Consider the following 26,103-nt stretch of genomic DNA (forward strand, 5'->3'; position numbering starts at 1 on the left):
CGCCTGCGGCTGGCCGAACTTCAGGAACGACAACAACCCGAGCTGGTAGAGCGGGTAGCCGAACAGCGGGATCAGGATGACCGCCGACGGCAACAGCAGCCACAGCGGCATCCAGGAGCGCCGCCGGCCGGTTGTGGTCTTGCCTGCGCCGCCGCGCGGGCGAACCCGGGCCGGGGTCGGCCGGTCCGCCCGCGCGGGCGTGGTGGTCGTGGTCACCGGGTTACTTCCCGGCGAACGCGTTGTCGATGACGGTCTTCGCCTCGCTCGTGGCACCGGCCACATCCGACTTGCCGGTGATCACCTTCTGGAACATCGTCGGCACCACGGCCTGCGAGTCGATCTTGGCCCACGCGGCGTCCTTGGGCACGAACTTGGTGCCCGCGTTCAGCGTGTCGATGAACGGCTTGAGCCACGGGTCCCTGGCCACCACGTCACCGCGCGCCGAGGCGAGCGTGGGCAGGTTGCCCATCGCCTCGAACATCTGCAGCTGGTACTTCTTGCCGCCCAGGATCTTCATGAAGTCCACCGCGAGGGAGCGGTGTTGCGAGGACTTCAGCACGCCCAGGTCGTTGCCACCGGAGAAGGCCGGCGCGATCGAGCCCGGCGTGTTGCCCGGCAGCGGGACGACCGCGTACTTGCCCTTGGCCGCGCCCGCCTCGACCGCGCTGCGCGAGGAGTTGGGCAGGATCGCCATGCCCGCGGTGCCCGCCGCGAACGCCTCGACCGTCTTGCCACCGGTCAGGTCGGCGCACTGCTGCGGCGGACAGATGTCCTTGGCGAACAGGTCGGTGTATGCCTTGACGCCCGCCTGCGACTGCGCCGTGTCGAGCGAGGCCGCGTACTTGCCGCCCTGCTGCGTGGCGATGTCGCCGCCGTTGGCCCACACGAACGGCAGGCCGCCGTAGGTGTACTTGCCGCCGACCGCGATGCCGAACATGTCCGGCTTGGCGGCGCGCACCTTCTTCGCCGCGTCGACCAGTTCGGCGTAGGAGGTCGGCGGCTTGAGGCCCAGCTCGGTGAACACGTCGGTGCGGTAGTAGAGCGAGCGCAGGCCCAGCCACCACGGCAGGCCGTAGGTCTTGCCGTCGACCAGCGTGGTGTCCTTGAGGTCCTTGGGCAGGTCGCCCGCCTCGGACCAGGTGCCCAGGTCGGCCGAGATGTCCGCGAGGCCGCCGGCCGCGACGTAGCCGAACAGGTCGGTATTGCCGAACTCGACCACATCCGGCGCGCTGTTCGGGTCGTTGAACGCGCCCTTCATCTTCTCCGCGCGCGGACCCGCGTCGGTCGGGATGTAGCCCACCTCGACATTTACTTTCGGATGCGCCGCCTTGAAGTCGGCGACGGCCGCGTTCACGACCTTCTCCTTGGGCGCGCGGTTGGCCTCGTCGTACAGCCACACCTTGAGCGTGCCGGTCTGCTCGTCGGCGGACTTGGTCTTGGACGCCGTGCCCGGCGCGCACGCAGCCAGCGCGATGCCGGCCACTGCGACGGCGGCCAAACTCCGGATCTTCACGACAATTCCTCCTGCGGCGAGGCAGGCCGGAGCGACCGCGGTGGGTGCCGCGACCCGAGGGATCGGCCTGTACGTCTGGACGTCTGCATCAATCGACACGAACGGGCCGCAAGGGGAAACATCCGGTGCGGCGTGAGCGGGACGTTAGAAAGCGGCGCCGCGTTCCGACAAGGCGTCCCGCCGAACGTTGTGCACTGCAAAACTGTGTGCTGCGAAAGTGGCACGGGGCGCTTACGGACACGTAACGTCCCTCCTCGGTCGACCCCTCGGTCGGCCCACCCGGCGACGCACCGCCGGCGCCGATGCGCTCGGCCGCGACCGGATCACGAAGGGCAGGGAGGGCTCGCATGTACGACGTACTGCTGCGCGGCGGGCAGGTGCTCGACGGCACCGGCGCCCCCGCCTTCCGGGCCGACGTGGCGATCACCGGCGAGCGGATCGCCGCGATCGGCCGGCTCGACGGCGCGCGGGCCCGGCTCGAGATCGACGCGACCGGCCGCCACGTGTCGCCCGGCTTCGTCGACGCGCACGTGCACGGGGACGCCGCCGTCCTCGACCCCGACGTGCAACTCGCCGCGCTGCGCCAGGGCGTGACCACCTTCGTGCTCGGCCAGGACGGCCTGTCCTACGCCCCCGCCACCCCCGCCGCGCTGGCCTACGTCACCCGCTACTTCGCCGCGATCAACGGCACCCACCCCGGCCTGGGCCAGGGCCCGGTCTCCGTCGCCGACCTGCTGGCGACCTACGACCGGACCACCGCGGTCAACACCGCCTACCTGGTCCCGCACGGCACCGTCCGGCACAGCGCGCTCGGCCCCACCGCCCGCGCCGCCGACACCGCCGAGCTGGCCGAGATGACCCGGGCCGTCGAGCGCGGCCTGGCCGAGGGTGCCTGCGGCCTGTCCACCGGCCTGGAATACGTCCCCGGCCGCTACGCCGACACCGCCGAACTGGCCGCGCTGCTCGCCCCCGTCGCGGCCCGCGGCCTCCCGCACGTCTCGCACATGCGCGGCTACGAGGCCGCCGCCGGACCGGCCATGGCCGAGCTGCTTGCGGTGGCCCGCGCGACCGGCGTGGCCACCCACGTATCGCACTACCACGGCCCGGCCGAGGAACTGATCGCGATCGTGGACGACGCCCGGGCCGAGGGCCTGGACCTGACCTACGATGCGTATCCCTACCTGCGCGGCTGCAGCATCCTGGCGATGGTCGCGCTGCCCCGCGCACTGGACGACCCCGACCCCGATCGGGTGGTCGCCGCCCTTGCCGAACCGGCCACCCGCCGCCTGCTGGCCACCGACGTGGATCCGGCCCTGTGGCCCCGGATCACCCTCGCGCACGTGCCCGCCGCCGACTTCCGCTGGGCCGAGGGCCGCCGACTCGTGGACGCCGCCGCCGAGGTCGGCACGAGCCCGGCCGAGTTCTGCGCCGACCTGCTGATCGCCACCGACCTGGTGGCGAGCGCCGTGTTCGACCAGCCGCCGACCAACAGCGACGCGTCGGTCCGCGCGCTGCTGCGCCACCCCGCGCACATCGGCGGCTCGGATGGCATCTACATCGGCGGCAGCCCGCACCCGCGCGGCTGGGGCGCGTTCGCCCGACTGCTCGCCCGCCATGTGGTCGAACTCGGCGACTGGACCTGGGAACAAGCCGCGGTACACCTCGCGTCGCACCCCGCCCGGCGCTTCGGGCTCACCGACCGAGGGCTCCTGCGGGTCGGCCTGGCCGCCGACATCGCGGTCATCGATCCGACGCGCGTGGCCGACCTCGCCGACTACCCCGACGCCCGCCGCCCCGCCGCCGGCATCGACGACGTGCTGGTGGCCGGCGTCCCCGTACTCTCGTCCGGAGCCCTGACGGGAAACACGCCCGGGCGCCCGGTCAGGCCGTCCTGAGGACATGCCAGTGAGTACTCCCGAGCACGAGCGCGGCGCCGTCGAGTCACCCGGCGAGACCCGGGGCGGTCCGCGCCCCGAACCTCGCGCCGAAGCCCAGCCCGCCGCCCCGCCCCGCAACCAGTCCGCGTCGCTGCGCCGCGCCCTCGCGGTGCTCGACCAGGTCCGCGACCACGCCGGCGCCGAGGGCCTGTGCCTGACCGAGCTGGCCGACAGCCTCGGCCTGGCCAAGAGCACCGTGCTGCGCCTGGCCCAGCCCCTCCTGGACACCGGACTGCTGGCCCGCGACCGCCGACACGGCCACTTCCGGCTCGGCCCCGGCGCGCTCGCGCTCGGCCAGGCCTACCTGGCCGGGATCGACCTGCGCACCGCCGCCGCCGAGGAGGCACACCGGCTGATGCGCGACGCCGGCGGCACCGTGCACCTGTGCGTGCCGGACGCGCCGCACATCGTCTACATCGACAAGGTGGAGAACGAGACCGCGGTCCGGATGGCCTCGCGGATCGGCAGCCGCGCGCCGATGTACTGCACGGCGGTGGGCAAGGCGATGCTCGCCTGGCTGCCCGAGGAGGTGTTCGTCCAGGTGGTCGACGCGGGCCTGCCCACGGTCACCGCGCGTACCCTGACCGACCCCGCGCTGTTGCGCACCGAGCTGGCCCGGATCCGCAATCGCGGCTACTCGGTGGACGATCGGGAGAACGAGCCCGAGGTGCGCTGCGTCGCGGCGCCTATCTTCGACCACAACGACGTCGTGGTCGGAGCCCTGTCGGTCTCCGGTCTCACGTCCCGCGTCACCGCCGCTCGGGTCCGCGAACTGGGACCCGCGGTAGCGGCGGCGGCCCTCCGTGTATCGCGCACCCTGGGAGCGACCCGATGACCCTCGACTCGTACACCAAGGGCACTTGGCTGCCCTACGAAGAACTCACCGACGACGAACTCGGCGCGGCCGAACACAGCCTGTTCGACGGGCCGTTCACCTGGCCGGTGATGGTCGCGCGCAAGTCCGCGCTGCTCGCGAACGTGGCCACGATGGCCGAATACACCACCCGCCACGGCGTGTTGTTCGCGCCGCACGGCAAGACCACCATGTCGCCCGAGCTGTTCGCCGAGCAACTGGCCGCCGGCGCCTGGGGGATCACCGTGGCCACCGCGAACCAGGCGCTGGCCGCGCACCGGTTCAAGGTGCCCCGGATCATCATCGCCAACGAGGTGCTCGACGAGAAGGTGCTGCGCTGGGCCGCCACCCGGCCGGACCTGCTGTTCTACGTCGACTCGCGGGCGGGCGTCGAGGTGGCCGCCGCGGCGCTCGCGGCGGTGCCCGGCGGGAAGTTGTCGGTACTGGTCGAACTGGGCCGCGCGGGCGGCCGGACCGGCTGCCGGGGCCTGGCCGAGGGCGTCGAACTGGCCCGCTACGCGGCCGAGGTGCCCGGGCTGACGGTGGCGGGCGTGGCCGGCTACGAGGGCGGCCTGCCGGACACCGCCGCGGTGTCCGAGTGGCTGCGCGAACTGGCCGCCCTGGCCGACGCGATCGCCGACCTGGTGCCCGGCACGCCGATCGTCTCGGCGGGCGGCAGCGCGTGGTTCGACGCGGTCGTGGACGTGCTCGCGCCGGACGGCAAGCCGCTGCCGGACCGGACGATCATCCTGCGCAGCGGCGCCTACGTCTCGCACGACGACGGCCTCTACGCGCGCGTGACGCCGTTCGTCCGGCACCCCGAGGAGGGCTCGCTCGCGGGCGCCCTGGAGGTGTGGGCGCAGGTGCTCTCCGCGCCGGAGCCGGGACTTGCCGTGCTCGGCGCCGGTCGCCGCGACGTGCCCTTCGACCAGGACCTGCCGGTCCCGCTGCGGGTGCGCGCCCTTGACGGCACGCTGCGCGAGGCGGGCGCGGCGCGCGTGGTCAAGCTCGACGACCAGCACGCCTACGTCGACCTCGGCGACAGCACGATGGCCGTGGGCGAACTGGTCTGCCTGGGTATCTCGCACCCCTGTACGGCCTTCGACAAGTGGCGCGCGGTGCCGGTGGTGGACGACGAACACCGCGTCGTGGACGTGCTGAACACGCACTTCTGAGCCGGCGCGCCGGGCCCGGACCACCCCCGGGCCCGGCGGCCCGACCGACCACCCGCCGGTCCGACCGACCCGCTCCCGCTCCCGAATCGATCCCGAATCCGATGCCACCGATGACGCGAATCACGCGAATCACGCGAGAGGACATCATGACCGCCGAACCCCGGGAAGCCCCGGACGTGGTCACGCTCGGCGAGACCATGGTGCTGCTCACCGCGCCGCACATCGGTCCGCTGCGGCACGCCCGCACGCTCGACGTCGCCACCGGCGGCGCGGAGACCAACCTGGCGATCGGGATCACCCGACTCGGCCGGCGGGCCGCGTGGATCGGCCGGGTGGGCGACGACGAGTTCGGCCGCCTGGTGCTGGCCGTGCTCGGCGGCGAGGGCCTGGACACGCGCGGCGCGGTGGTCGACCCGGATGCGCCCACCGGCCTGATGGTCAAGGCCCGGCGCACCAGCGCGGCCACCGACGTGCGCTACTACCGGGCGGGCAGCGCCGGTTCGCGGCTTTGCCCGGGCGATGTGGACCCCGCGCTGGTGCGTTCGGCACGGATCCTGCACGTCACCGGGATCACCCCGGCGTTGTCCTCGACCGCCCGCGCGGCGGTGCGCGCCGCGGTCGCCGAGGCGAACGCGGCCGGCGTCCCGGTCTCGCTCGACCTGAACTACCGGCAGGCGCTGTGGTCGGCCGAGGACGCGGCCGACGAGCTGCGCGCGCTGGCCGGCCGGGCGGACATCCTGTTCGCCACCGAGGACGAGGCCCGCCTGGTGCTCAAGGCGTCGGCGCACACCCCGGTGTTGGACCTGGCCCGCGAGTTGGGCACGCTGGGCCCCACCCAGGTGCTGCTCAAGCAGGGCTCGCGCGGCGCGCTGGCGATCGTCGACGGCCGGCCGCACCAGGTGCCGCTGCACCGGGTGGCCGCGGTCGACCCGGTGGGCGCCGGCGACGCATTCGCTGCCGGCTACCTGGCCGAGCTGGTCGAGGGTGGTTCGATCGCCGCCCGGCTGGCCACCGCCGCCGCGGCCGGCGCATTCGCCGTTACCGTGCCCGGCGACTGGGAGGGGCTGCCGCGCCGCGACGAACTGCGGTTGTTGCAACAGGACGACGCGGTCGCCCGCTGAACCGGGGCCCGCACACCCGCGCCGGCCGCACACGTACCATTCCCAAGCACCCGCAATGCGATCAAGAAAGCGAACTCCCATGGCTCACCAGGAAATCCGCACCGACGCCGCGCCCAAGCCCGGGGGCACCTACTCGCAGGGCATCGACGCCGGCGACTTCGTCTACACCGCGGGCATGGGCCCGATCGACCCGGTCACCGGCGCCACCGTCGGCGACGACGTGGCCGCCCAGACCCGGCAGGTGTTGGACAACCTCAAGGCCGTACTCGCCGAGGCCGGTCTCGACTTCAGCCACGTGGTCAAGGTGACCACCCACCTCGAGCACCTCAAGCGCGACTTCGCCGGCTACGACGAGGTCTACCGCGAGTACTTCACCGCGCCCTACCCGGTGCGCACCACGGTCGGCTCGGACCTGATGAACATCCTGGTCGAGATCGACGTGGTGGCCCGCCGCCCGTGATCCCGGCCGACCCGGGCGGTCAACGCGGCTGGAGGAATTCCAGCCGGTTGCCCACCGGGTCCCGGGCGTAGCACCGTCGGGGGTCCGGGAATTCGCCGTCCGGGAGCACCTCGAACATGCCGAGGCCCCGCTCGACGCGTGCACGCACGCATCGAGCGGGGCCTCGGTGTTCGTCCGGGTGTTCAGCCCTTGTTGACGCAGACGTTCCCGATGGCCGGGTTGAGCACCGCGATGATGTCGATGCTGTTGCCGCAGACGTTGACCGGGATGTGAACCGGAACCTGGATGTTGTTGCCGGAGAGCACGCCGGGCGAGCTCACGGCCGCGCCCCCGGCCTCGGAGCTTGCCATCGCGGGGCCGGCAACGCCCGCGACAGCGGCGCCCACAGTGGCGGTCAGGACGGCGGCCTTGGCGATACGCGACATCTTGAGTCGGTCCTTTCGGTTCGTACAGTCCCACCCGCGGCGGGTGGATCCTGAACAACGCGCCAACTCGCGGTCGGATACGGCGACAGGTCCGAACGAGCGGTTGCCCCGGCGAATCAGGTCGTTCGGGCGGCGGCGCGCAGCCGCAGCGCCAGTTCCCGGGCCACCTGCGCGAGGTCGGTCGGCGCGCTCGCGGCCAGCGCGTACAGCACGTCCGCGGACGCCTCGGCGACCGCGCGCGGCACCGCCACCGGCGCCAAGCCGTCCAGCACCGAACGGGTCCGGGCCGCGATCGGCGGCTCGGCCGGCGGCGGGGGATCGGCCCGACCCGGTCCGGGATCGCCCACGCCGCCCGGATCGAGGTCCGAGCCGGGACCGGGAATCAGGCTGCGCAGACCTCGGGGCACGGCGGGCACTGTCATTCGACGCAAGTTAGTCCACGCGCCGCCGAGAGTTTCCTTGTCGGGCGCGATTTCCGGCCATCGAATGTCGATTCCTCGGGTGTTTCATCCTGTCGGGTGACGGCGCTGTCGGAATCGACGGCTAACGTTCCCGCCAACCTGGTCTCCGGCGCCGAGCGCCTTGTGCCGCTTGGCATTTGACGGGTTGTCACCGACATTCGCGCAACGTGTGGAGGGAACGATCGTGGGATGGATCCGGGCGGGCGACTACGAGGTCGCCGTCGAGGACGGCAAGGTGGTGTGCCGCAATGCCAAGGGGCGGCAACTGAAGTCGGTGCCCGGGAAACTCGCCGAGGATCCGGCCGTGGTGGGCCTGCGGCAGCTCGTCGAGTGGCTGGAACGGCACGACCGCGCCTGCCTGGCCGCGGTCGAGCGCTGGATGATCGGCTCGCTGCCGGTCCCGGTCGCGGTGTTGTCCCGGGTGTGGCCGGATCCCTCCTGGCAGGGCGTGCTGCGTGACCTGGTGGTCACCGCCGAGGACGGCGCGGTGGCCGGTTTCCTGCGCGGCGCGGACGCCGAGCGCGGGGTGGGCATCGTCGACCCCGACGGCGACACCGTCTACCTCGACGCGAGCACCATCCGCATCCCACACCCGGTGCTCCTCGACGACCTCGAGGACCTGCGCGAGTTCGCCGTCGAACTGGGTGTCGACCAGCGGGTGCAACAGCTCTACCGCGAGGTGTGGCACCGGCCCGCCGACCTGGACGGGGCGCGCACCAGTGTCGAGGAGTTCACCGGCGGCCGCTACGACCAGCTGCGCTTCCTGATCGGCCGGGCCACCCAGCTGGGCTACCAGGTGCGCGGCGGCCAGGCCGTCTGCGCGGTGCTCGACGGCGGGCGTGAGCTGGAGGCCCGGATGTGGCTGGGCGACTACGACGGCTACGAGTCGACCGAGACCGGCCCGGTCGCCTGGACCGAGGGCGGCGGCACGCTGACCCTGGACCGGGTGCCGCCGGTGGCCTGGTCGGAAGGCATGCGCATGGGCGCCGCGCTGTACGCGGGCCGCACGATCGAGACCACGGAGGAAGCGGCATGAGCACCACCCCCGACCCCTCGCGCGTCCTGCTCGACGCCGGCGCGATCCTGCTCCCGGGCACGCTGGGTGGCGACGACATCGACACCCTCACGGTGCGCACCTACCGGCACCCCGCGTTCGAGGACCGCCCGATCGTGCAACTGGTGCCGGCCACCCTGGGCGAGGCCGAGGACCTCGCGCTGGGCTTTCTGGGCCTGACCCGCGAGGCGGACGCGCCCGAGGTCGGCCAGGTCCGCCGCGAGGCGCTCGGCTTCCCCGCCTGGGCGCTGGTCAACGACGCGGCCAACGGGCACCACGCGCTGGCCCTGGTCCGCGACATCGAACGGCTCGACCGGCAGGCCAAGACCAAGCCCGGCGCGGCCAAGGACGGCTTCGAGGAACTGGCGAGCCGACTCGGCCGGGCCGTACCGCACTTCCTGCCCACCTTCTACGAGCAGGCCGCGCGGATCTTCCTCAAGCACGACAACAAGAGCTACGCGTCCGCGCTCTTCGGCAAGGCCCGCGAGGCCGAGCGGGTGCACAACCTGCCGATCGAGGAGGAGCGGCTGCGCGCGGTCTTCCTGGAATTCGCCTTCGCCGGCGCGCTGACCGCCAAGGCGCTCAAGGAACACGCCAAGTCGCTGGCCGCCCGGCTCGGCCCCGCCGAGGCGTGGGTACAGTTCCGCCAACTCGCGGTCGAGCGCTGCACCGCGGGCATGCCGCCCTACGCGGGCCTGGCCGAGGACGCCCGCGCGCTGATCCGCGCAGCCGGCGGCGACCACACCGCCGAGGAGCGCGCGCTGCTGCGCGAGCTGCTCGCCACCCCCGCGATCGGCCGCGCGCCGCTGTCCTTCTGGAAGGTCAACCGCAAGCCGCTGGCCGAACTGGCCGCCGCCGAGCCGCAGACGCGCACCCGCCTGTTGGAGATCCTGCCCACCCCCGGCGGCACCACCCCGGACGCCGAACTCGACGAGTTCTGGCTCGACGTGCTCGCCGAGACCGGCGTCGAGGACCTGCTCGTGGCCGGCGACCTGCCCGCCGGCGCCCGGGCCTCCTGGGTCACCCGCTGGGCCGGACACCGCCAGCGCAGCTGGCGCTACACCGCGCGCCACGCCCGGACCGCGAACCTGATCGCCCGGATGGCCGGCGCGCTGCGCACCGAGGCGGTGCCGGTCACCCTGTTCAGCGGCAACGGCTGGCGCTCGGTGGTGGACGTGGACCTGCTCGACCTGGCCCTGGTCGAGGCGATACCGCTGACCGAGCCCGACCCCAAGGGCTCGGTCGACCTGGGCGAATGGTGGGACGACCAGGCCGAGGGCCGCCGCGACCTGGCCGCGCTCGCCGCCGACGACCGCTACGCCACGCTGTTGCGGAACGCGATCGGCGGCCTGAAGGGCCGGCACCAGCAGGACGCCGCCGCCCACCCGGTGCTGCGCGGCGTGCTCGCCGGCTGGCTGACCGAACAGGGCGCCAAGGTCACCTCGGCGGCCGGACTGCCGACCGCCAAGCGCGAATTGGCGGTGCTCGACGAGTTCCGCACCGTGGTCGAGGACGTCACCCCCGACCTGGTCGCCCGCGTCCGCGCGTTCGACCCGATCCCGCTCCTGCTGGACACGCTGCACGCGGGCGTCTACGACGAACTCGGCTGGCCCGCCCTCGACGAGGCCGCCGAACTGCTCGGCCGCAAGACCGAGATCCGGGTCGACGAGTCCTGGCCCGCGCTGGTGCTCTCCACCGACAAGCGGGCGATCGTGGTCGGCCCCGAGGGCATCCTGCTCGACCACGAACCGCGCCTGCCCGACGGCCGGGTCAGCTGGCAGCGCACCCAATACCGCTACGTCGACGGACAACTCCTGGTCGCCTGGTACAACAAGGACTACGACTGGGAGGGCTACTGGTCGCCCCGCCCCGCCGAGACCTTCCTGCTCAACGACCACCCGAACTCCGGTTCGACGCACAACTCCCTGCTCGCCCTCCCGCTGCCGGGCGGCGGGGTGACCACCGGCGGCCGGCCGCTGCACGCCGGCGACACCAAGCTCCCGCCGCGCCGGGGCGTGCTCACCGACGGCATCACCCACTGGTCGCTCGACTACGACCGCGCCGAACGCAAGTGGACCGAGTACGACCCGGCCACCGGCGCCCACGGCCGCGCCTCGCTGCCCGCCCCGTTCGCCGCCGCGGTCGCCGACGGCGGCTCGCTCGTGCCCGACCGTTGCGAACTGCTCCCGCTGCTGCCCGGTCTGGAACACACCCCGCTGGGCACCGACGGCACCCTGCTCGGCCACTGGGTTCGAGTCGACGGCGACACGATCACCGCGGGTTCCGTGGCCGGGCACACCGTGACCGCGCCCGTACGCTCCCGGCGGCACTGGGACCAGACGCCGCAGGAGGTGCCGATCGGCACCCTGCGGCTGCCCGGCGGCGCGGCCCCCACGGTGGTCGTCGAACACCAGGGTGTGTCGCTGTGGTCGGGCGACGTCCTGCTCGGCCAGTGCACCGACCACAAGGGCGGCACCGGCCTGGCGGAAGGCACCCGGGTGGTTCCCCCGACCGCGTTCTGGCACGCGCTGCGCCCGCGCGACGAGGCCGGCTCGCTGGCCCTGCGCACACTCACCCACGAGCGGGTCGCCGCACTGGTGGCCGAGGTGCACGCCGATCACGAGCGTGCGCTGGCCGAGTACACGATCGCCAAGAAGTCGCCGAACAAGCCCGCCCGGCCGGACTCGGTCCGGACCGAGGTGGTCGGGCGGCTGCTGCCCGAGGTCGGCCACCCCCGGCTGCGCCGCTGCGTCGCCGGACTGGCCCGGGACACCGCCCGACTCGCCGAGCGGCTGCGCGGGTTCGGCAAGGTGAGCAAGAAGGACCAGCAGGCCCGCGCGGTGCCCACCGGCCCCGCCCACGGCCGGGACGGCGAACTGCGCACCGCCCTGGCCGGGCTCGGCGGCATCGGCAGCCACAGCTACTACGGCCACTCCGGCGCCACCACCTGGACCACGCTCGACCACATCACCGCGGTCACCGGGGCGCTGGCCCGCACCGACGGCCCGGCCGAGTGGACCGTCGAGTCCGGTCGGCTGACCGAGCCGCACGTCGGCTGGCACGACCTGCTCGACCAGCGGGCCGCGCTGCTCGCCCGCGCGCTGTCCCCGTTCACCCCCGCCGACCAGCGCACCGGACTGCTTCTGGTGCTCGACGCGCTCGCGGTCGGCCCACTGGCTGCCCCCGCCGGCACGCTGCGCTCGGTCACCCTGTGCGAGCCCACCGTCAAGAAGGGCAAGGACAACAGGCGCAAGGGCCGGATCATCCGCCGCGGCGAGCGCACCGTGATCGTCCTGGACAGCCAGTACACCTACGGCAACAACAAGGACCACTGGCTCGCCCTGGACCACGACCCCTCGGGGCAGTTCGCCGCGATCGACGGCTTCACCACCCACGAGGAACACCGCTACACCGAGCCGATGTCCGCCGAGCGGATCGCCGCCGTGCTGCGCGGAATCCGCGAACACGGCCCGGTGACCTGGCGCCCGGAGGCGGTCCCCACCCTGATCGAGGGCACCGGCGTGGGCCGGGGCGAGGCGAGCCTGCTGCTCGCCGGGCTGCCCGCCGGCGACCTGGACAAGGACCAGCGCGCACTCCTGGGCCTCAAGGCCGCCGAGGCGAGCAACGCCCGCGAGCAACTGGACCGCCTGGCCGGCCCGGCCCGGGCCCGCGTACTGGACGCACTGGTGCCCGCGCGGCCCGAGGACGTGCACACCCTGTGGACGACGGGCCACGACATCGCCGCCGGCTGCCGGGCCTGGGAGGCCGCGTTCGGTCGGGTGTTGCGGCTGCCCGAGGAGGTCGCGGCGGATGCCCGAGGCATGTCCTCCGGCGTGTTCGAGAACGTGCTCACCCCGGAAACACGGAAGTGGATCACCGGCACCTCCACCCACACGCTGGACAAGGACGGCCGCTTCGTCGCCTCCGACAACGACGCGGTGCCCAGTGGCCACGTCCTGAACTTGACGGTGGACGCGCTCGCTTGGCTCGCCTACCGGCTGCCCTACGGCGACCCGCTGCGCGCGCACCTGCCGCACGTGCTCGGCCTGTTGCGCAGCCGGCTGGCCGACCCGGGCCTGGTGTTCGACCTGGACGTCGAGTCCGCCGAGAGGGGCACCACCGCCGCCCGGCTGCGCGAGGCGGCCGGCCTGCCCGAGGTCGGCGGCGCCGACCCGGACGGCCTGGTCCGGATCGAGGACCGGTTCTGGCTGTACCCCTGGTACGGCGAGAGCGAGTTCACCCTGGTCCGCCCGGCCGGCTTCACCGCCGCCGACGACCCGTGGTTCGACCGGCTGATCGCGCTGCGCGGCGCGGCCGACTCGACCAACTTCCGCGCCTTCCGCCGGATTCTGGACCCCGCCTTCGAGGCGCTGCTGCGCGCCGACGGCCCGCCCGGCTGCCAGCAGGACCCGGCCTACACGGTGCCCGAACTGGTCGCCGAGGTGGCCAAGACACACGGGATCGGCGAGGACGCGGCGGTGCTCTACCTCCAGTTGCTCGCGCTGCCCGACCCGACGGACCGTCAGGTCGCCCGCTGGACCGGCTGGAAGCCCGCGCGCCTGAAGCAGGCCCGGACCGAACTCCTGGCCACGGACCTGGTCGTCGAGGCCAAGCGCGCCCGCGCCGGCCGCACGCTGTTCCTGCCCGGCGGCTGGAACGCGCTGAAGAACCCGGCCCTGCCACTGGAGACCTGGAAGGACGGGCTGTACGAACAGCCCAGGAACACCGTGATCGTGCCCGACTGCCCCGTGCCCGAACTCTTCCACCGGGCCTGGCGCCGGGTGCAGGACGGCGACGCGCCGGGCTTCGAACAACTGGTCACCCGCACCACCCGAAAGGGCCGCCGCTGATGACCACCGCAACCACAACCACAACCACAACCGAACCCGCGGTCCGGGCGGCCCGCCAGATCCACCCGCCCGAGGACCTGTACGCGGCCGAACTGGCCTTCCTGGCCGGCTACGACCGCGGCCCGCGCCCGCCCGCGTGGCGGCTGACCCCGCGCGCGGTGGTCACCTTCGTGATGGGCAGCGGCGACCCGCTCGAACTGCCCGAACCGGTCGACGGCCTGCCGCGCAGCCTGACCATCGGCGCCAAGTTCGTCGGCGAACGTGCCCTGGTCGAGCGCTGCGTGGTCACCCTGGCCGGGGAGCGCGGTCTGCTCCTGGTCGGCGAGCCGGGCACCGCCAAGTCGATGTTGTCCGAACTGCTCGCCGCCGCCGTGTGCGGGACCAGCGGGCTCACCGTGCAGGGCACCGCCGGCACCACCGAGGACCAGCTCAAGTACGGCTGGAACTACGCGCTGTTGCTCGCCCAGGGCCCCAGCCGGGGCGCCCTGGTGCCCTCGCCGGTGCTCACCGCGATGACCACGGGCGGGGTGGCCCGGATCGAGGAGGTCACCCGCTGTCTCCCCGAGGTCCAGGACGCGCTGGTGTCCCTGCTGTCCGAGCGCCGGATCGCGGTGCCGGAACTTGCGGGCGGCCCCGACGCCCAGGTGCACGCCGCGCCCGGCTTCACCCTGATCGCCACCGCGAACCTGCGCGACCGGGGCGTCTCGGAGATGTCCGCCGCGCTCAAGCGCCGGTTCAACTTCGAGACGGTCGGCCCGATCGGCGACCACGACGCGGAGATCGCGCTGGTCCGCCGACAGGCCAAGGCCGCGGTCGAACGCACCGGGACCGCGTACGCCGTCGACGACACGGTCCTGGAGGTGCTGGTCACCGCGTTCCGCGACCTGCGCACCGGCCGCTCCGCCGAGGGCTGGGAGATCGAACGCCCGTCCACCGTGCTGAGCACCGCCGAGGCGGTCTCGGTCGCCTCGTCGCTGGCCCTGGCGGCGGCCTACTTCCCGGGCGACCGGGACGTGCTGAGCCTGCTCCCGGGGCATCTGCTCGGCGTCGCCAAGAAGGACGACCCGGCCGACGCGGCCCGACTCCTGTCCTACTGGGACGCGGCGGTGCGTCGTCGTGCCGAACACGGTTCGGCGACCTGGCGCACCCTGTGGGACCTGCGCGGAGTCCTGGAGGGCTGACGAGGTGTCCACCACGCATACGGACGGGCCCATCGACGAGGCCCGTCCGGCCGCCGCGCGCCTGGCCGCGTCCCGGCAGCCGTACCTGATCGGCGTCCGCCACCACGCCCCGTCGCTGGCCGCTGCCATCCCCGCGCTGCTCGACGCGGCGCGACCCGACGTGGTCCTGGTCGAACTGCCGCAGGAGGCCGCGCCCTGGCTGGGCTGGCTTGCGCACCAGGACACGCGCGCGCCGATCGCGCTGGCCGGGACCGGGCCGAACGGGCTCGGCTTCTACCCGTTCGCGGACTTCTCGCCCGAGTTGGCCGCACTGCGCTGGGCCGCCCGCAACGGCGTCCCGGCACTCCCGTGCGACCTCCCGCTGGGCCACCCCGGTTGGGATCGTACGGACAGCGCGCCGTCCTCCGCCGCCGCCGGCGGCCTGCACGCGGTGCTGCGGGATCGGCTCACCGGGCGGGCCGGCGACGACCTGTGGGACCGGCTGGTCGAGGCCACCGCACCCGGTTCGAGCGCCGAGGCGATCCGCCGCGCCGCGCTGACCGTCGGCTGGGCGCTGCGCCGCGACGCGGGCCCGGTCGACCCGGTCGACCTGCGCCGCGAGGCATGGATGCGGTACACGCTGCGCGAGGCGACGGCATCGGGCGCGCGCGCCGCCGTCGTACTCGGCGCATTCCACGCCCCGGCGCTGCTCGACGACCACCCGGAGCCCCCGGAGCTCCCGGGGCCTGCCGAACTCACCGATGTCACCGACGTCACCGACGTCGCGATGTCGTTGATCCCGTACACCTACCCCCTCCTGGACGCCCGCTCCGGCTACCCGGCCGGCATCCGCGACCCGGAGTGGCAGCAGTCCGTATTCGAATCGGCCGGGGACCCAACCGCGCTCCACGAGGTGCTGATCGCCACCGCGGTCCGCATCTGCACCGAACTGCGCCGCGAAGGCCACCCCAGCGGCCCGGCCGACGCCCGGGAAATCGTCCGCCTCGCCGGCGACCTGGCCAACCTGCGCGGCCTGCCTGCCGCCGGCCGAGGCGAACTCCTCGAAGCGGTCCAAACAGTCCTCACCCACGGCGAAACCCTGGGCCGAGGCCGCTCGGTGGCCCGCGCCCTGGAACGAGTCCTGGTCGGCAAGCGCGCCGGCCGCCCGACCGCGAAGGCCCCGCGCGCCGGCCTGGGCCCGGAGGTGGAGCGCCGACTGGCCGCCCTCAACCTCCCGGACCCGACCCACCCCACCGAACGCGACCTACGCCTGGACCCCCTCCGCAGCGACCTCGACCACCGCCGCGAACTCCTCCTGCAACAACTCCACACCTGCCGAATCCCCTACGCGGAACCAATGCAAGTCGTAGGCACCGCAGGCGCAGACGCGGTCACCACCCGCTGGCGAGTCCGCTGGACCCCGTCCACGGCAGCCCTACTCGACGCAACCGGCACGAAGGGCATCACCCCCGAACAGGCCGCCGAAGGCACGCTCCGCGAACAACACCACCGCGAACTGTCCGAAGGCGGCCCCACCGCCGACCAAATCCTCACCGGCCTGGAACGCGCCGCAGCCTGCGGCCTGGAAGCCCTGACCAAGACCCGCCTGACCGAAACCGCCACAATTCTCCCCACCATCGCCACCCTCCCCAACCTCCTGACCGCCCTGACCCTCACCGACCGAATCCACGCCGGCCACTTGGGCACCTTCACGCGCAACACGCCGACCGCCCCGACCACTCCCCCCGAAGCCATAGACCCCGGGCAAAACACGCCGCTCGCCGCCCCCAAGCCCCGACAGGGCACCGTGGCCTCGCCGTTCCCGGCCGGATCGGCGTCCGGTGCGGCCGATGGATCGGGCGGTCCGGCCGGGGCCCCCGGGCCATCCGAAGCCGTGGGCTCAGCGGGCCGTTCGTCGTCCGCCGCCCCCGGGTCCCGGCAGGCCATCGTCGCCTCGCCGTTCCCGGCCGGGTCGGCGTCGGGTGCGACCGATGGATCGGGCGGTCCAGCCGGGGCCCCTGGGCCATCCGAAGCCACGAGCCCACAAGGCCGTTCGACATCCGCCGCAACCAAGTCCCGGCAGGGCACCGTCGCCTCGCTGTTCCCGACCACGTCGGCGCCGGGCGCGACCGACGGATCGGGCGGTCCGGCCGGGGTCCCCGGGCCATCCGAAGCCACGAGCCCACAGGGCTGTTCGACATCCGCCGCCCCCAAGTCCCGGCAGGCCACTGCCGCCTCGCCGTTCCCGGCCGGGTCGGCGTCGGGTGCGACCGACGCGCCGGGCGGTCCGGGCGGGGCCCACGACTCTCGGGGAGCCGCCGCGTCGCCGCCTCCCCAGGCTCCCGGGTTCCGAACCACCGACGACTCGGCGCCCACGCCACCCGAAGCCGCAGGGCCCGACGGCGCTTCGACGTCCCTCGCCACCAAGTCCCGGGAGACCACGGCGGCTTCCGAGGTCACCAGGCCCGCCGCCGGCGGGGGAGAGGTCGACCCGACGTCCGAAGCCGCCCTCCACGCCGTCGGGAACGAGGAGATCACCCGGACCCTGCTCACCGCCGCGGTTCGTCATCTCGACGGGCTGACCGGGTCGGACGATCCGGCCGATGCCCGGGCGCTGGCCGATCTGGCGGCGCGTGCCGACGTGTTCGGCGGGGTGCGACTGAGCGCCGGGCTGGCCCGATTGGCCGCCGACGGCTCGCCACTGATGTCCGCCGCCGCCGGTGCGGTCCGGGTGTTGCTCGGCCAGGAGGACGCCGCGACCCTGGGCGACCGGATCGGCTCGTGGCTGGACACTGCGACCACGTCCGCGGCCCGGGCCGAGTTGACCCGCCGACTCACCGGCCTGCTGACCGCCGCGGGCCCCCTGCTGCAAGCCGGCGGCCCGGTCCTGACTCCGCTCCTGGACCGCGTCGACACCCTCCCCGACCGCCCGTTCCTCGACCGCCTCCCGGCGCTGCGCGGCGGCTTCGACACACTCAGCCCCGCCGCCCGCGACCGCGTACTCGACGCGGTGGCCGACCACTTGGGCGACCGCATCGAATCCGACCTCGACCCCATCGAACGCGCCCGCTGGACCACCGCCGACCTGACCGCCCACGAAACCCTGACCAGACGCGGCCTACTCCCCACCACCCCCACGCCGGCCACGCCCACAACCTCGACGCCGGCAACCACCACACCCACCACATCCACGCCCACCGACCCCGGACCATCGACTCTCACCGCGACCGCGACCGCCACCGCCGAGCCCACCACCCGCGAACCGTCGCCGATCTCCGCACCCGAGTCCGCGTCGTCGGCGTCCGCGCCCACCGACCCCGGACCATCGACGCTCACCGTCCCCACACCCGCCGGCCCGGAACCCGCACAGCCCGCGTCCACCACATCCACACCCGCACCCACCACCCGCGAACCGTCGCCGACCGCCGCCCCCGAGCCCGCGCAGCCTGCGCAGCCCACCCCCGCCGATCGGCCGCAAGGCCGGAACAGCCCGGCCGACGCCGTAGAACCGCAGCCCGTACACCTCGCGCAACGGGTGGGCGGGTGGGCACAAAACCAAGAACTACCCCCCACCCACCGCTGGAGCCTGATCCTCGGCCGCCGCACCACCCGCCTCCAGGGCAACACCGCCCGCATGGCCACCGCGCTCGACGAGCTATACGGCACCGGCAAGGGCGAAGGCTCCCGCGCCGACCTGACCAACGCCCCCGGAGGAGGCCGCGAAGCCCCCTACCCGGGCGTCCGCGAGTGGTCCGAGGAACTGAGCGCCCTGTTCGGCCCCAGCGTCCGCGAGGAAGTCCTGGCCGCCGCCGCGTCAGCGGGCCGCACCGACGTCCTCACCCACCTCGACCCCGCCGCCGCCCGCCCCTCCGTCGACCTGCTCAAGACCGTACTGGCCCATGCCGGCGGCCTCCCCGAGGCCAAACTCGCCCGCCTGCGCCCGCTGATCGCCCGGATCGTCGCCGAACTCACCCGCGAACTCGCCACCCGGATGCGCCCCACCCTCACCGGCATCACCACCCCACGCCCCACCCGCCGCCCCGGCGGCGCACTCGACCTGCCCCGCACTCTCCGCGCCAACCTCACCACCACCCGCCGTACCACCGACGGCTCCGTGGTCGTGGTCCCGGAGAAGCCGATCTTCCGCACCCGAGCGAGCCGCAGCAACGACTGGCGGCTGATCCTGGTCGTCGACGTGTCCGGCTCGATGGAGGCGTCGACCATCTGGTCCGCGCTCACCGCGTCGATCCTGGCCGGCGTCCCGTCCCTGAGTACTCACTTCCTGGCCTTCTCCACCGAGGTGATCGACCTCACCGACCACGTCCACGACCCGCTCGGCCTGCTCCTGGAGGTCGAGGTCGGCGGCGGCACGCACATCGCCGCCGGGCTGCGCGCCGCCCGGGACCTGGTCACCGTGCCCTCGCGCACCCTGATCACGCTGATCAGCGACTTCGAGGAGGGCTACCCGCTCGGCGGCCTGCTTGCCGAGGTACGCGCGCTGGCCTCCTCCGGCTGCCACGTCCTCGGCTGCGCGAGCCTGGACGACACCGGCCGCCCGCGCTACTCCACCGCCGTGGCCGGCCGACTCGTCGCCGCCGGCATGCCCGTCGCCGCCCTGAGCCCCACCGAACTGGCCCGCTGGGTCGGAGAGAAGGTCCGATGAGTACGCGGGACCTGCCCCCCGTCGCGCCCGACGTCACCGCGGACATCGTCGAGGCCCTCACCCCGCGCCTGCGCAAACGCCTGGACGCCGCGATCGGCAAACTCGCCGCGTGCCCGATCGAACACGACGGCGACACGGTACGGATCACCGTCGGCGAGGACGCCGAACTGACCCTGTACATCCCGACCGGCGCCGTCACCACCACCGCCGACCTGCGCTGCTCGTGCCTGCTCGCCCCGGCCTGCGTACACCGCGCCGCCGTCGCCGCCGCAGCCCCGGTAGCCGACGCGGCCCCGACCTCCGACACCCCGGACCCCGACCCCCGACCCGATTCCCCACCCCCGGCCGATGCCCGACTCCCGCCCGAACCCGACGACATCCCCACCCCCGCCGACATCCCCACCCCCGCCGAACACGCCGCCGCCGACGCCCTCTGGACCGCCGGCGCCGCGATCGTGGACGCCGGCGTCGACTCCGCCGGGGCGGTACTCCAGGCCGGCCTGCTGCGCGCCGCGCACACCGCCCGCCTGGCCGGCCTGCACCGCGCGTCCGCCGCCGCCGTCGCGGTCGCCACCGGCCTGCGCGCCGCCCGCGACCGCGACCCCGCGTACCACCTCGCCGAACTGGTCGCCGCACTACGCGAACTGCTCGACGTGGCCCACGCCTTGCGCACCCCACCCCGGCCCGACGGCAGATCACTCACCCCGCCGCTCGACCTGCTCCGCGGCACCTCCCGCCGTGCCTACACCCCGGCCGGCTCGCTGCGTCTGTACGGCCTGTACACCGAACCCGTACTCACCGCCCGCGGCTTCGCCGGCGCCGTGACCACCACCGTCGACCCCGCCGGCACCCTGCGCACCATCGGCGACGTCGCCCCCGGTGGCGCCGAACGTGCGGTCGGCGCCGCGACCCGCGCGATCCGGGTCGGCGACACCTCGATCGACCCGGTCGCGCTCACCCGCGCCGGTCTCGTCGTCTCCGGCGCCACGGTGTCCGCCAACGGCCGACTCGGCGCCGGCCAGGGCGTCCGCGCCGCCCGCGCGAGCGGCGTGGCCTGGACCGACGAGCCGCTCGCCGCGCTGTGGGAGATGCCACTGCCCGCCCAGATCGACCGCGTCGTGGGCCACCGCGACCTGCCCCCCGACGACCGCCCCGCCGGGGCCGACCTGCTCTTCCTCGACGTCACCGTGCGTGGCACCACCCCCGGCGCCGGGGACCGCGCACTCGCCGACTGCGCCGGGCTCGATGTCCACCTCCTGGTCGCGCACGCCGACCCCGCCTTCGCCTACCGGGACAACCTGCGCCTGCTGGCCGGCCGACCCGGCCTGCGACTGCGGCTGATCGGCCGACTCGAACCCGGCGTCGACCGCGCCGTCCGAGTGCTCGCCGTAGGTGTCCCACCCGGCGAGGGCCCCACCCTGCGACTGCCCGAGGACCGCCTGGGCCGCATCGACCTCGGCCTGGAGCGACTGCACCGCGCCGACCTCCCGCCCGCCGAGGTCGCCGCCACCCACCCCGAACCGGCCGAGGAACTCCCGCCCGCGCCGCTATACCTGATGCACCGTCACGTCGAACGCGCGATCAGCGGCGGCCGACCGGTGCTCGCCCTGGCCGGCTCCACCGCCGGCGACAGCGCCCGACTGCGCGCGGTCGGGCTGACCACGGGGGCGGTCCTGGTCGAGCACCTGACGCACGTCGCGGCGGGCCGCGAACGGGATGTTTTCGGGCGTCTTCGCGCGGGCGACAACGACCTTTTGTCCGCTGCGTGGTTGGCCGCCGCGGTCTACGCGCAAACCGTGGAAGGGGCCCTGACCAGGGCGGTTTGGTCCACCGGCGAGTAGTGTCGGGGGCGTTGCGCCAATCGATTTCCGATCGGTGACAGGCAGCGTGTATGGTTTTCCTGCTCGCCCCAATAGCTCAGTCGGTAGAGCGTCTCCATGGTAAGGAGAAGGTCTACGGTTCGATTCCGTATTGGGGCTCAGACGATGGGATCCCCGCCTGGAAACAGGTGGGGGCCTCGTCGAGGCGGCGTAGCTCAGTCGGTAGAGCAAGCGGCTCATAATCGCTGTGTCACCGGTTCAAGTCCGGTCGCCGCTACCAAGCGAGCCGATTCGGGGGAGACTCCGCATCGGCTGCTTTTGCTGTATTCACCCCTGACCGCAAGGAAGGCACTCCAGTGGCTGCCACCGACGTCCGCCCGAAGATCACGCTGGCCTGCGTGGAGTGCAAGGAGCGGAACTACATCACGAAGAAGAACCGGCGTAACGACCCGGATCGCCTCGAGATGAAGAAGCACTGCCCCCGCTGCAACGCGCACACCGCGCACCGCGAAACCCGCTAGGCGATTCGCACCGCGACACCGACGAGGCCACTCCCCACCAGGGGGGTGGCCTCGTTGTCGTATCCTCACCGGCGTCACCCACACCCCGGCCCGCCACCCACCAGGGAGAACCGCTTCATGCCGCTGGACGCGAAGTTCATCGGGCGGACCTATCCGCCCACCGAGCCGTACGAGGTGGGCCGAGAGAAGATCCGCGAGTTCGCCGCCGCGATCGGCGATCACGATCCGGCGTACCACGACCCCGAGGCGGCCAAGGCGCTCGGCCACCCGGACGTGATCGCGCCGCCGACCTTCGCGATCGTGGTCACCATGCGCGCCGCCGACCAGGTGGTCTACGACCCCGAGCTGGGCCTGGACTACTCGCGCGTGGTGCACGGCGACCAGAAGTTCACCCACACCCGCCCGGTCCGCGCGGGTGACCGGCTGACCGTGGTGACCACCGTGGACAACATCAAGTCCCTCGCGGGCAACGACATCCTCACCACCCGCGCCGAGGTGACCACCGTCGAGGGCGAGCACATCGTCACCGCGCTCTCGACCCTGGTGGCCCGCGTCGCGGCCGACTCGGAGGCCTGACCATGACCGCCAAGATCTCCTTCGACGACGTCGCGGTCGGCACCGAACTGCCCGCACGCAGCTTCCCGGTCACTCGCGAGACGCTGGTCCGCTACGCCGGTGCCTCGGGCGACTTCAACCCGATCCACTGGAACGGCCGCTTCGCCGCCGAGGTCGGCCTGCCGGACGTGATCGCGCACGGGATGTTCACCATGGCCGAGGCCGCCCGCGTGGTCACCGACTGGCTGGGCGACCCGGGTGCCCTGATCGAGTTCGGCGTGCGCTTCACCAAGCCGGTCGTGGTCCCCGACACCGCCGAGGGTGCGACCATCGAGGTCGCCGGCAAGGTCGCGGTACTCCTGGACGACCGCCGCGCCCGCGTCGACCTGGTGGTCACCGCCGCCGGCACCAAGGTCCTGGGCCTGCCCAGAGCCATCGTGCAACTCGCCTGAACCCGACCCCTACCACCAATGCGAGAATCCAACGGTGCAGCCTGAACCCGACGCGCCCCTCGCCGCCCTGACCACCCTCCGCCTCGGCGGCCCGGCTCGTCGGCTCCACACGGCCACGACCACCGACGCGATCCTGGCGACCGTACGCGCCGCCGACGAGCAGGGCACCCCGTTGCTCGTGCTCGGCGGCGGCAGCAACCTGGTGGTCGGCGACGAGGGTTTCCCCGGCGAGGTCCTGCGGATCGCCACCACCGGCCTGACCATCGACGGCACCGACGTGACCGTCGAGGCCGGCGTCCCGTGGGACGACGTGGTCACCGCCGCCGTCGCGGCCGGCCTGTCCGGCATCGAATGCCTCGCGGGCATCCCGGGCAGCGCCGGCGCGACCCCGGTCCAAAACGTCGGCGCCTACGGCCAGGAAGTCGCCGAAACGATCACCACGGTCGAGGTCTACGACCGCACGCAAGACGTGGTACGCGTCCTGCCCGCCGCCGACTGCGGCTTCACCTACCGGCACAGCATCTTCAAGGCCGACGACCGCTACATCGTCCTGCGCGTGCGCTTTCGCCTACACGACGACGCGGCCGAATCAGCCCCCATCCGATACGCCGAACTGGCCCGCACACTCGGCGTGGAACCGGGCGACCGGGTCCCCGTCACCGAAGCCCGTACGGCCGTCCTCGCCCTCCGCCGCGCCAAAGGCATGGTCCTGGACCCGGCCGACCACGACACCTGGAGCGCGGGTTCCTTCTTCACCAACCCGATCCTCACCCACGCGGCCTTCGCGGCCCTGACCAGCAGAGCCGCGACCCACCTGGGCCCCGAGCAAACCCCGCCCCGATACCCCTCCGGCCCCGACCACGTGAAAACCTCCGCGGCGTGGCTGATCGAACGGGCGGGCTTCACCAAGGGCTACGGCCAAGGCGAAGCGAGGATCTCCACCAAGCACACCCTGGCCCTGACCAACCGAGGCAAGGCCACCACCGAAGACCTCCTGACCCTGGCCAGAGAGGTCCAGGCAGGAGTAGCCACCACCTTCGGCATCACCCTGACCAACGAACCGGTCCTGATCAACACCAAACTCTGACCCCACCCGGGCGCGGAGCCGAATCGCGCCACCGGCAGCAAATCCCGCAGCCATCCTCCTTACGCAACGGGTGGGCGGGCGGGCACATATCCTGCCCCAACCCCCACCTCAGCCGAAGCCAGCCACCCATCGACCCCGTCCAACAACCCGCGCTGGACCGCCGCCGGCGCCACCGACCCCAAAATCGACTGCCGCGCGAGCTCCGCCAACTCCGAGTCCGTGAACCCGTGTTCGTCCCGCGCCAACTCGTACTGCGCGGCCAACCGCGACCCGAACAACAACGGATCGTCGGCCCCCAACGCAATCGGCACGCCCGCGTCGAACAACTTCCGCAGCGGCACGTCCGCCGGCTTGTCATAGACGCCCAGCGCGACGTTCGAGGCCGGACACACCTCGCAGACGATCCGCCGCCGAGCCAGCAGCGCCATCAACTCGGGATCCTCCACCACCCGGATCCCGTGCCCGAGCCGCCGCGCCCCCAACACGTCCACGCATTCCCGGATGCTCCGCGGCCCGTCCAACTCGCCACCGTGCGGATTCGCGAACAACCCGGCGTGCCGGGCGATCTCGAAGGCCCGCTCGAACGCCGGCGCCCGCCCCCGCCGCTCGTCGTTGGACAGCCCGAACCCGACCACCCCACGATCGGTGTACTGCGCCGCGAGCCGGGCGAGCGTCCGCGCCTCCAATTGATGTTTGGTCCGGTTCGCCGCGATCACCACGGCGATGCCGATCCCGGTCGCCGCCCGCGCCGCGTCCACCGCGTCGAGCACGACCTCCACCGCCGGCGTCAACCCGCCCAGGCGAGGGGCGTACGACGTGGGATCGACCTGGATCTCCAGCCAGCCCGACCCCTCGGCCCGATCGTCCTCGGCCGCCTCGCGCACCAGCCGATGCATGTCGTCGGGAGTGCGCACACACGAGCGCGCGATGTCGTAGAGCCGCTGGAACCGGAACCAGCCCCGCTCGTCGGTGGCCCGCAATCGCGGTGGCCGACCCGACGTCAACGAGTCGGGGAGCCGCACTCCGTGCAGATCCGCCAGTTCCAACAGGGTTTCCGACCGCATGGATCCCGTGAAGTGCAGGTGGAGATGAGCCTTCGGGAGGGTGCGGACATCGCGTGCGGGACGATCCATCCACAGATCATGGACCACCGACCCGGCGCCTGTGTGGGGTACCGCGGATCATCCCCTGAAGGAGAACCGAAACTTCGGGGCCCACCACATGAACAGACCCGCCGGCCGCCTCGCTTCGCCATCCTGCGATTCCGGCTCCGACGGAGGCACCCGGATCGGCACCCGGATCCACCACCCGGGCGACCGAACCGACCGCCACCGCGGCATGGGTTCGACCTGACGCACTCGACCCCGTACACTCGACGCTTGGCGGTCCCAACCTGCATGCTGCCGCGCCCGAAAACCTTGTGTTCTCGGGCCGGTGTCTCCGCTAGGTTGGTGACCACGTGAAGGGCACTAGCTCAATTGGCAGAGCACCGGTCTCCAAAACCGGGGGTTGGGGGTTCAAGTCCCTCGTGCCCTGCGATGTGCGACCGTGATCGATCCACGGATCGATGACGACTCGTACGCAGTCAGCGCAAACTGTCGGCGCCGACAACCCCGTCGGTGATCCACGGTCGGAACCGGATCAGGTGAGGACGAGTTGACGGAGGCCCACGGCTCCACGGCTACGCCTGAGCACAGCAGCTCTGATGGCCACGGCTCCGACGACGTGCCCCCCGGCGGTCGCCGGACGAATCGCCCGAAGGGTAATTCGGGCAAGCCGGAGCAGAAGAAGAAAAACCTGTTCGCGCGGGCGGCTCTCTTCTACCGGCAGATCATCGCCGAGCTGCGCAAGGTCGTTTGGCCGACCCGCAACGAGCTGACCACGTACACCACGGTGGTCATCGTGTTCTGTCTGATGATCATCGGCCTCGTCTACGGACTCGACCTCGGCTTCGCGAAGGCCGCGCTCGCCATCTTCGGCTGAGCCGCCTCCCTTC

General features: G+C 72.9%; 20 protein-coding genes, 3 tRNA genes and 1 pseudogene. 18 read left to right on the plus strand and 6 right to left on the minus strand.

The annotated features are described in order from the left end of the window. Both ABIA38_RS38265 and ABIA38_RS38270 read right to left on the minus strand, forming a co-directional pair. Positions 1-216 (minus strand): annotated as a pseudogene (locus ABIA38_RS38265) (sugar ABC transporter permease); the annotation flags it as partial. A 4-nt stretch (positions 217-220) separates the two neighbouring features. Then, positions 221-1,513 carry an extracellular solute-binding protein gene (locus tag ABIA38_RS38270; RefSeq protein ID WP_424643591.1) on the minus strand — a complete coding sequence of 431 codons (1,293 nt, stop codon included), beginning with the start codon at positions 1,511-1,513 and terminating at the stop codon, positions 221-223. A 347-nt stretch (positions 1,514-1,860) separates the two neighbouring features. Between ABIA38_RS38270 and ABIA38_RS38275 the strand changes: the two genes are divergently transcribed. The 5 genes from ABIA38_RS38275 (at position 1,861) to ABIA38_RS38295 (ending at position 7,059) form a co-directional block, all read left to right on the plus strand. Then, positions 1,861-3,408: an N-acyl-D-amino-acid deacylase family protein gene (locus tag ABIA38_RS38275; RefSeq protein ID WP_424643592.1), complete on the plus strand. Its 1,548-nt coding sequence runs from the start codon at positions 1,861-1,863 to the stop codon at positions 3,406-3,408. Positions 3,409-3,412: 4 nt separating this feature from the next. Next, positions 3,413-4,285, plus strand: coding sequence for an IclR family transcriptional regulator (locus tag ABIA38_RS38280; RefSeq protein ID WP_424643593.1), 873 nt, complete (start codon positions 3,413-3,415; stop codon positions 4,283-4,285). Then, on the plus strand, positions 4,282-5,478 hold the full coding sequence (locus ABIA38_RS38285) for an alanine racemase (protein WP_424643594.1): 1,197 nt from the start codon (positions 4,282-4,284) through the stop codon (positions 5,476-5,478). Before ABIA38_RS38280 ends, ABIA38_RS38285 begins: the two co-directional genes overlap by 4 nt. A gap of 110 nt (positions 5,479-5,588) precedes the next feature. Then, entirely contained in the window at positions 5,589-6,599 is a 1,011-nt protein-coding gene (locus tag ABIA38_RS38290) for a sugar kinase (RefSeq protein WP_424643595.1), read from the plus strand. A gap of 79 nt (positions 6,600-6,678) precedes the next feature. Then, complete coding sequence (locus ABIA38_RS38295; protein ID WP_424643596.1) at positions 6,679-7,059, plus strand: RidA family protein; 381 nt, start codon at positions 6,679-6,681, stop codon at positions 7,057-7,059. A gap of 19 nt (positions 7,060-7,078) precedes the next feature. On the opposite strand, the gene ABIA38_RS38300 is transcribed toward ABIA38_RS38295, so the two are convergent. From ABIA38_RS38300 to ABIA38_RS38310, 3 genes are all read right to left on the minus strand, one after another. Further along, positions 7,079-7,207, minus strand: coding sequence for a hypothetical protein (locus tag ABIA38_RS38300; RefSeq protein WP_424643597.1), 129 nt, complete (start codon positions 7,205-7,207; stop codon positions 7,079-7,081). 34 nt (positions 7,208-7,241) lie between these two features. Beyond that, positions 7,242-7,484, minus strand: coding sequence for a chaplin (locus ABIA38_RS38305; RefSeq protein ID WP_424643598.1), 243 nt, complete (start codon positions 7,482-7,484; stop codon positions 7,242-7,244). Between the two features lie 116 nt (positions 7,485-7,600). Next, positions 7,601-7,906 (minus strand): hypothetical protein, encoded by a 306-nt coding sequence (locus ABIA38_RS38310; RefSeq protein ID WP_424643599.1) that lies wholly within the window; start codon positions 7,904-7,906, stop codon positions 7,601-7,603. A gap of 223 nt (positions 7,907-8,129) precedes the next feature. Between ABIA38_RS38310 and ABIA38_RS38315 the strand changes: the two genes are divergently transcribed. From ABIA38_RS38315 to ABIA38_RS38365, 11 genes are all read left to right on the plus strand, one after another. Next, positions 8,130-8,981, plus strand: coding sequence for a DUF4132 domain-containing protein (locus ABIA38_RS38315; protein WP_424643600.1), 852 nt, complete (start codon positions 8,130-8,132; stop codon positions 8,979-8,981). Continuing rightward, on the plus strand, positions 8,978-13,849 hold the full coding sequence (locus ABIA38_RS38320) for a hypothetical protein (RefSeq protein WP_424643601.1): 4,872 nt from the start codon (positions 8,978-8,980) through the stop codon (positions 13,847-13,849). The genes ABIA38_RS38315 and ABIA38_RS38320 overlap by 4 nt, the downstream gene beginning before the upstream one ends. Further along, the gene (locus tag ABIA38_RS38325; protein WP_424643602.1) at positions 13,849-15,030 is read left to right on the plus strand and encodes an ATP-binding protein; all 1,182 of its coding nucleotides are present in this window, start codon (positions 13,849-13,851) and stop codon (positions 15,028-15,030) included. Before ABIA38_RS38320 ends, ABIA38_RS38325 begins: the two co-directional genes overlap by 1 nt. A gap of 4 nt (positions 15,031-15,034) precedes the next feature. Beyond that, positions 15,035-19,672, plus strand: a complete 4,638-nt coding sequence (locus tag ABIA38_RS38330) for a DUF5682 family protein (protein ID WP_424643603.1) — start codon at positions 15,035-15,037, stop codon at positions 19,670-19,672. Next, entirely contained in the window at positions 19,669-21,513 is a 1,845-nt protein-coding gene (locus tag ABIA38_RS38335) for a hypothetical protein (protein ID WP_424643604.1), read from the plus strand. The genes ABIA38_RS38330 and ABIA38_RS38335 overlap by 4 nt, the downstream gene beginning before the upstream one ends. Positions 21,514-21,578: 65 nt before the next feature. Beyond that, positions 21,579-21,651, plus strand: a tRNA-Thr gene (locus ABIA38_RS38340). A 45-nt stretch (positions 21,652-21,696) separates the two neighbouring features. After that, positions 21,697-21,772, plus strand: a tRNA-Met gene (locus tag ABIA38_RS38345). Positions 21,773-21,848: 76 nt separating this feature from the next. Beyond that, on the plus strand, positions 21,849-22,013 hold the full coding sequence (gene rpmG, locus ABIA38_RS38350; protein WP_004571794.1) for a 50S ribosomal protein L33: 165 nt from the start codon (positions 21,849-21,851) through the stop codon (positions 22,011-22,013). A gap of 117 nt (positions 22,014-22,130) precedes the next feature. Beyond that, complete coding sequence (locus tag ABIA38_RS38355) at positions 22,131-22,589, plus strand: FAS1-like dehydratase domain-containing protein (protein ID WP_424643605.1); 459 nt, start codon at positions 22,131-22,133, stop codon at positions 22,587-22,589. Between the two features lie 2 nt (positions 22,590-22,591). After that, positions 22,592-23,020, plus strand: coding sequence for a MaoC family dehydratase (locus ABIA38_RS38360; protein ID WP_424643606.1), 429 nt, complete (start codon positions 22,592-22,594; stop codon positions 23,018-23,020). Positions 23,021-23,054: 34 nt separating this feature from the next. After that, the gene (locus ABIA38_RS38365) at positions 23,055-24,107 is read left to right on the plus strand and encodes a UDP-N-acetylmuramate dehydrogenase (protein ID WP_424643607.1); all 1,053 of its coding nucleotides are present in this window, start codon (positions 23,055-23,057) and stop codon (positions 24,105-24,107) included. Positions 24,108-24,166: 59 nt separating this feature from the next. Here ABIA38_RS38365 and ABIA38_RS38370 read toward each other — a convergent pair whose 3' ends face one another. Continuing rightward, entirely contained in the window at positions 24,167-25,240 is a 1,074-nt protein-coding gene (locus ABIA38_RS38370; RefSeq protein ID WP_424643608.1) for an adenosine deaminase, read from the minus strand. A 330-nt stretch (positions 25,241-25,570) separates the two neighbouring features. Between ABIA38_RS38370 and ABIA38_RS38375 the strand changes: the two genes are divergently transcribed. Both ABIA38_RS38375 and secE read left to right on the plus strand, forming a co-directional pair. Then, a tRNA-Trp gene (locus ABIA38_RS38375) sits at positions 25,571-25,643 on the plus strand. A gap of 120 nt (positions 25,644-25,763) precedes the next feature. Further along, positions 25,764-26,090: a preprotein translocase subunit SecE gene (secE, locus tag ABIA38_RS38380; RefSeq protein WP_424643609.1), complete on the plus strand. Its 327-nt coding sequence runs from the start codon at positions 25,764-25,766 to the stop codon at positions 26,088-26,090. The last annotated feature ends 13 nt before the right edge of the window (positions 26,091-26,103 follow it).

This window comes from Embleya sp. AB8 (genome assembly GCF_049739465.1).
Taxonomy (GTDB): Bacteria; Actinomycetota; Actinomycetes; order Streptomycetales; family Streptomycetaceae; genus Embleya.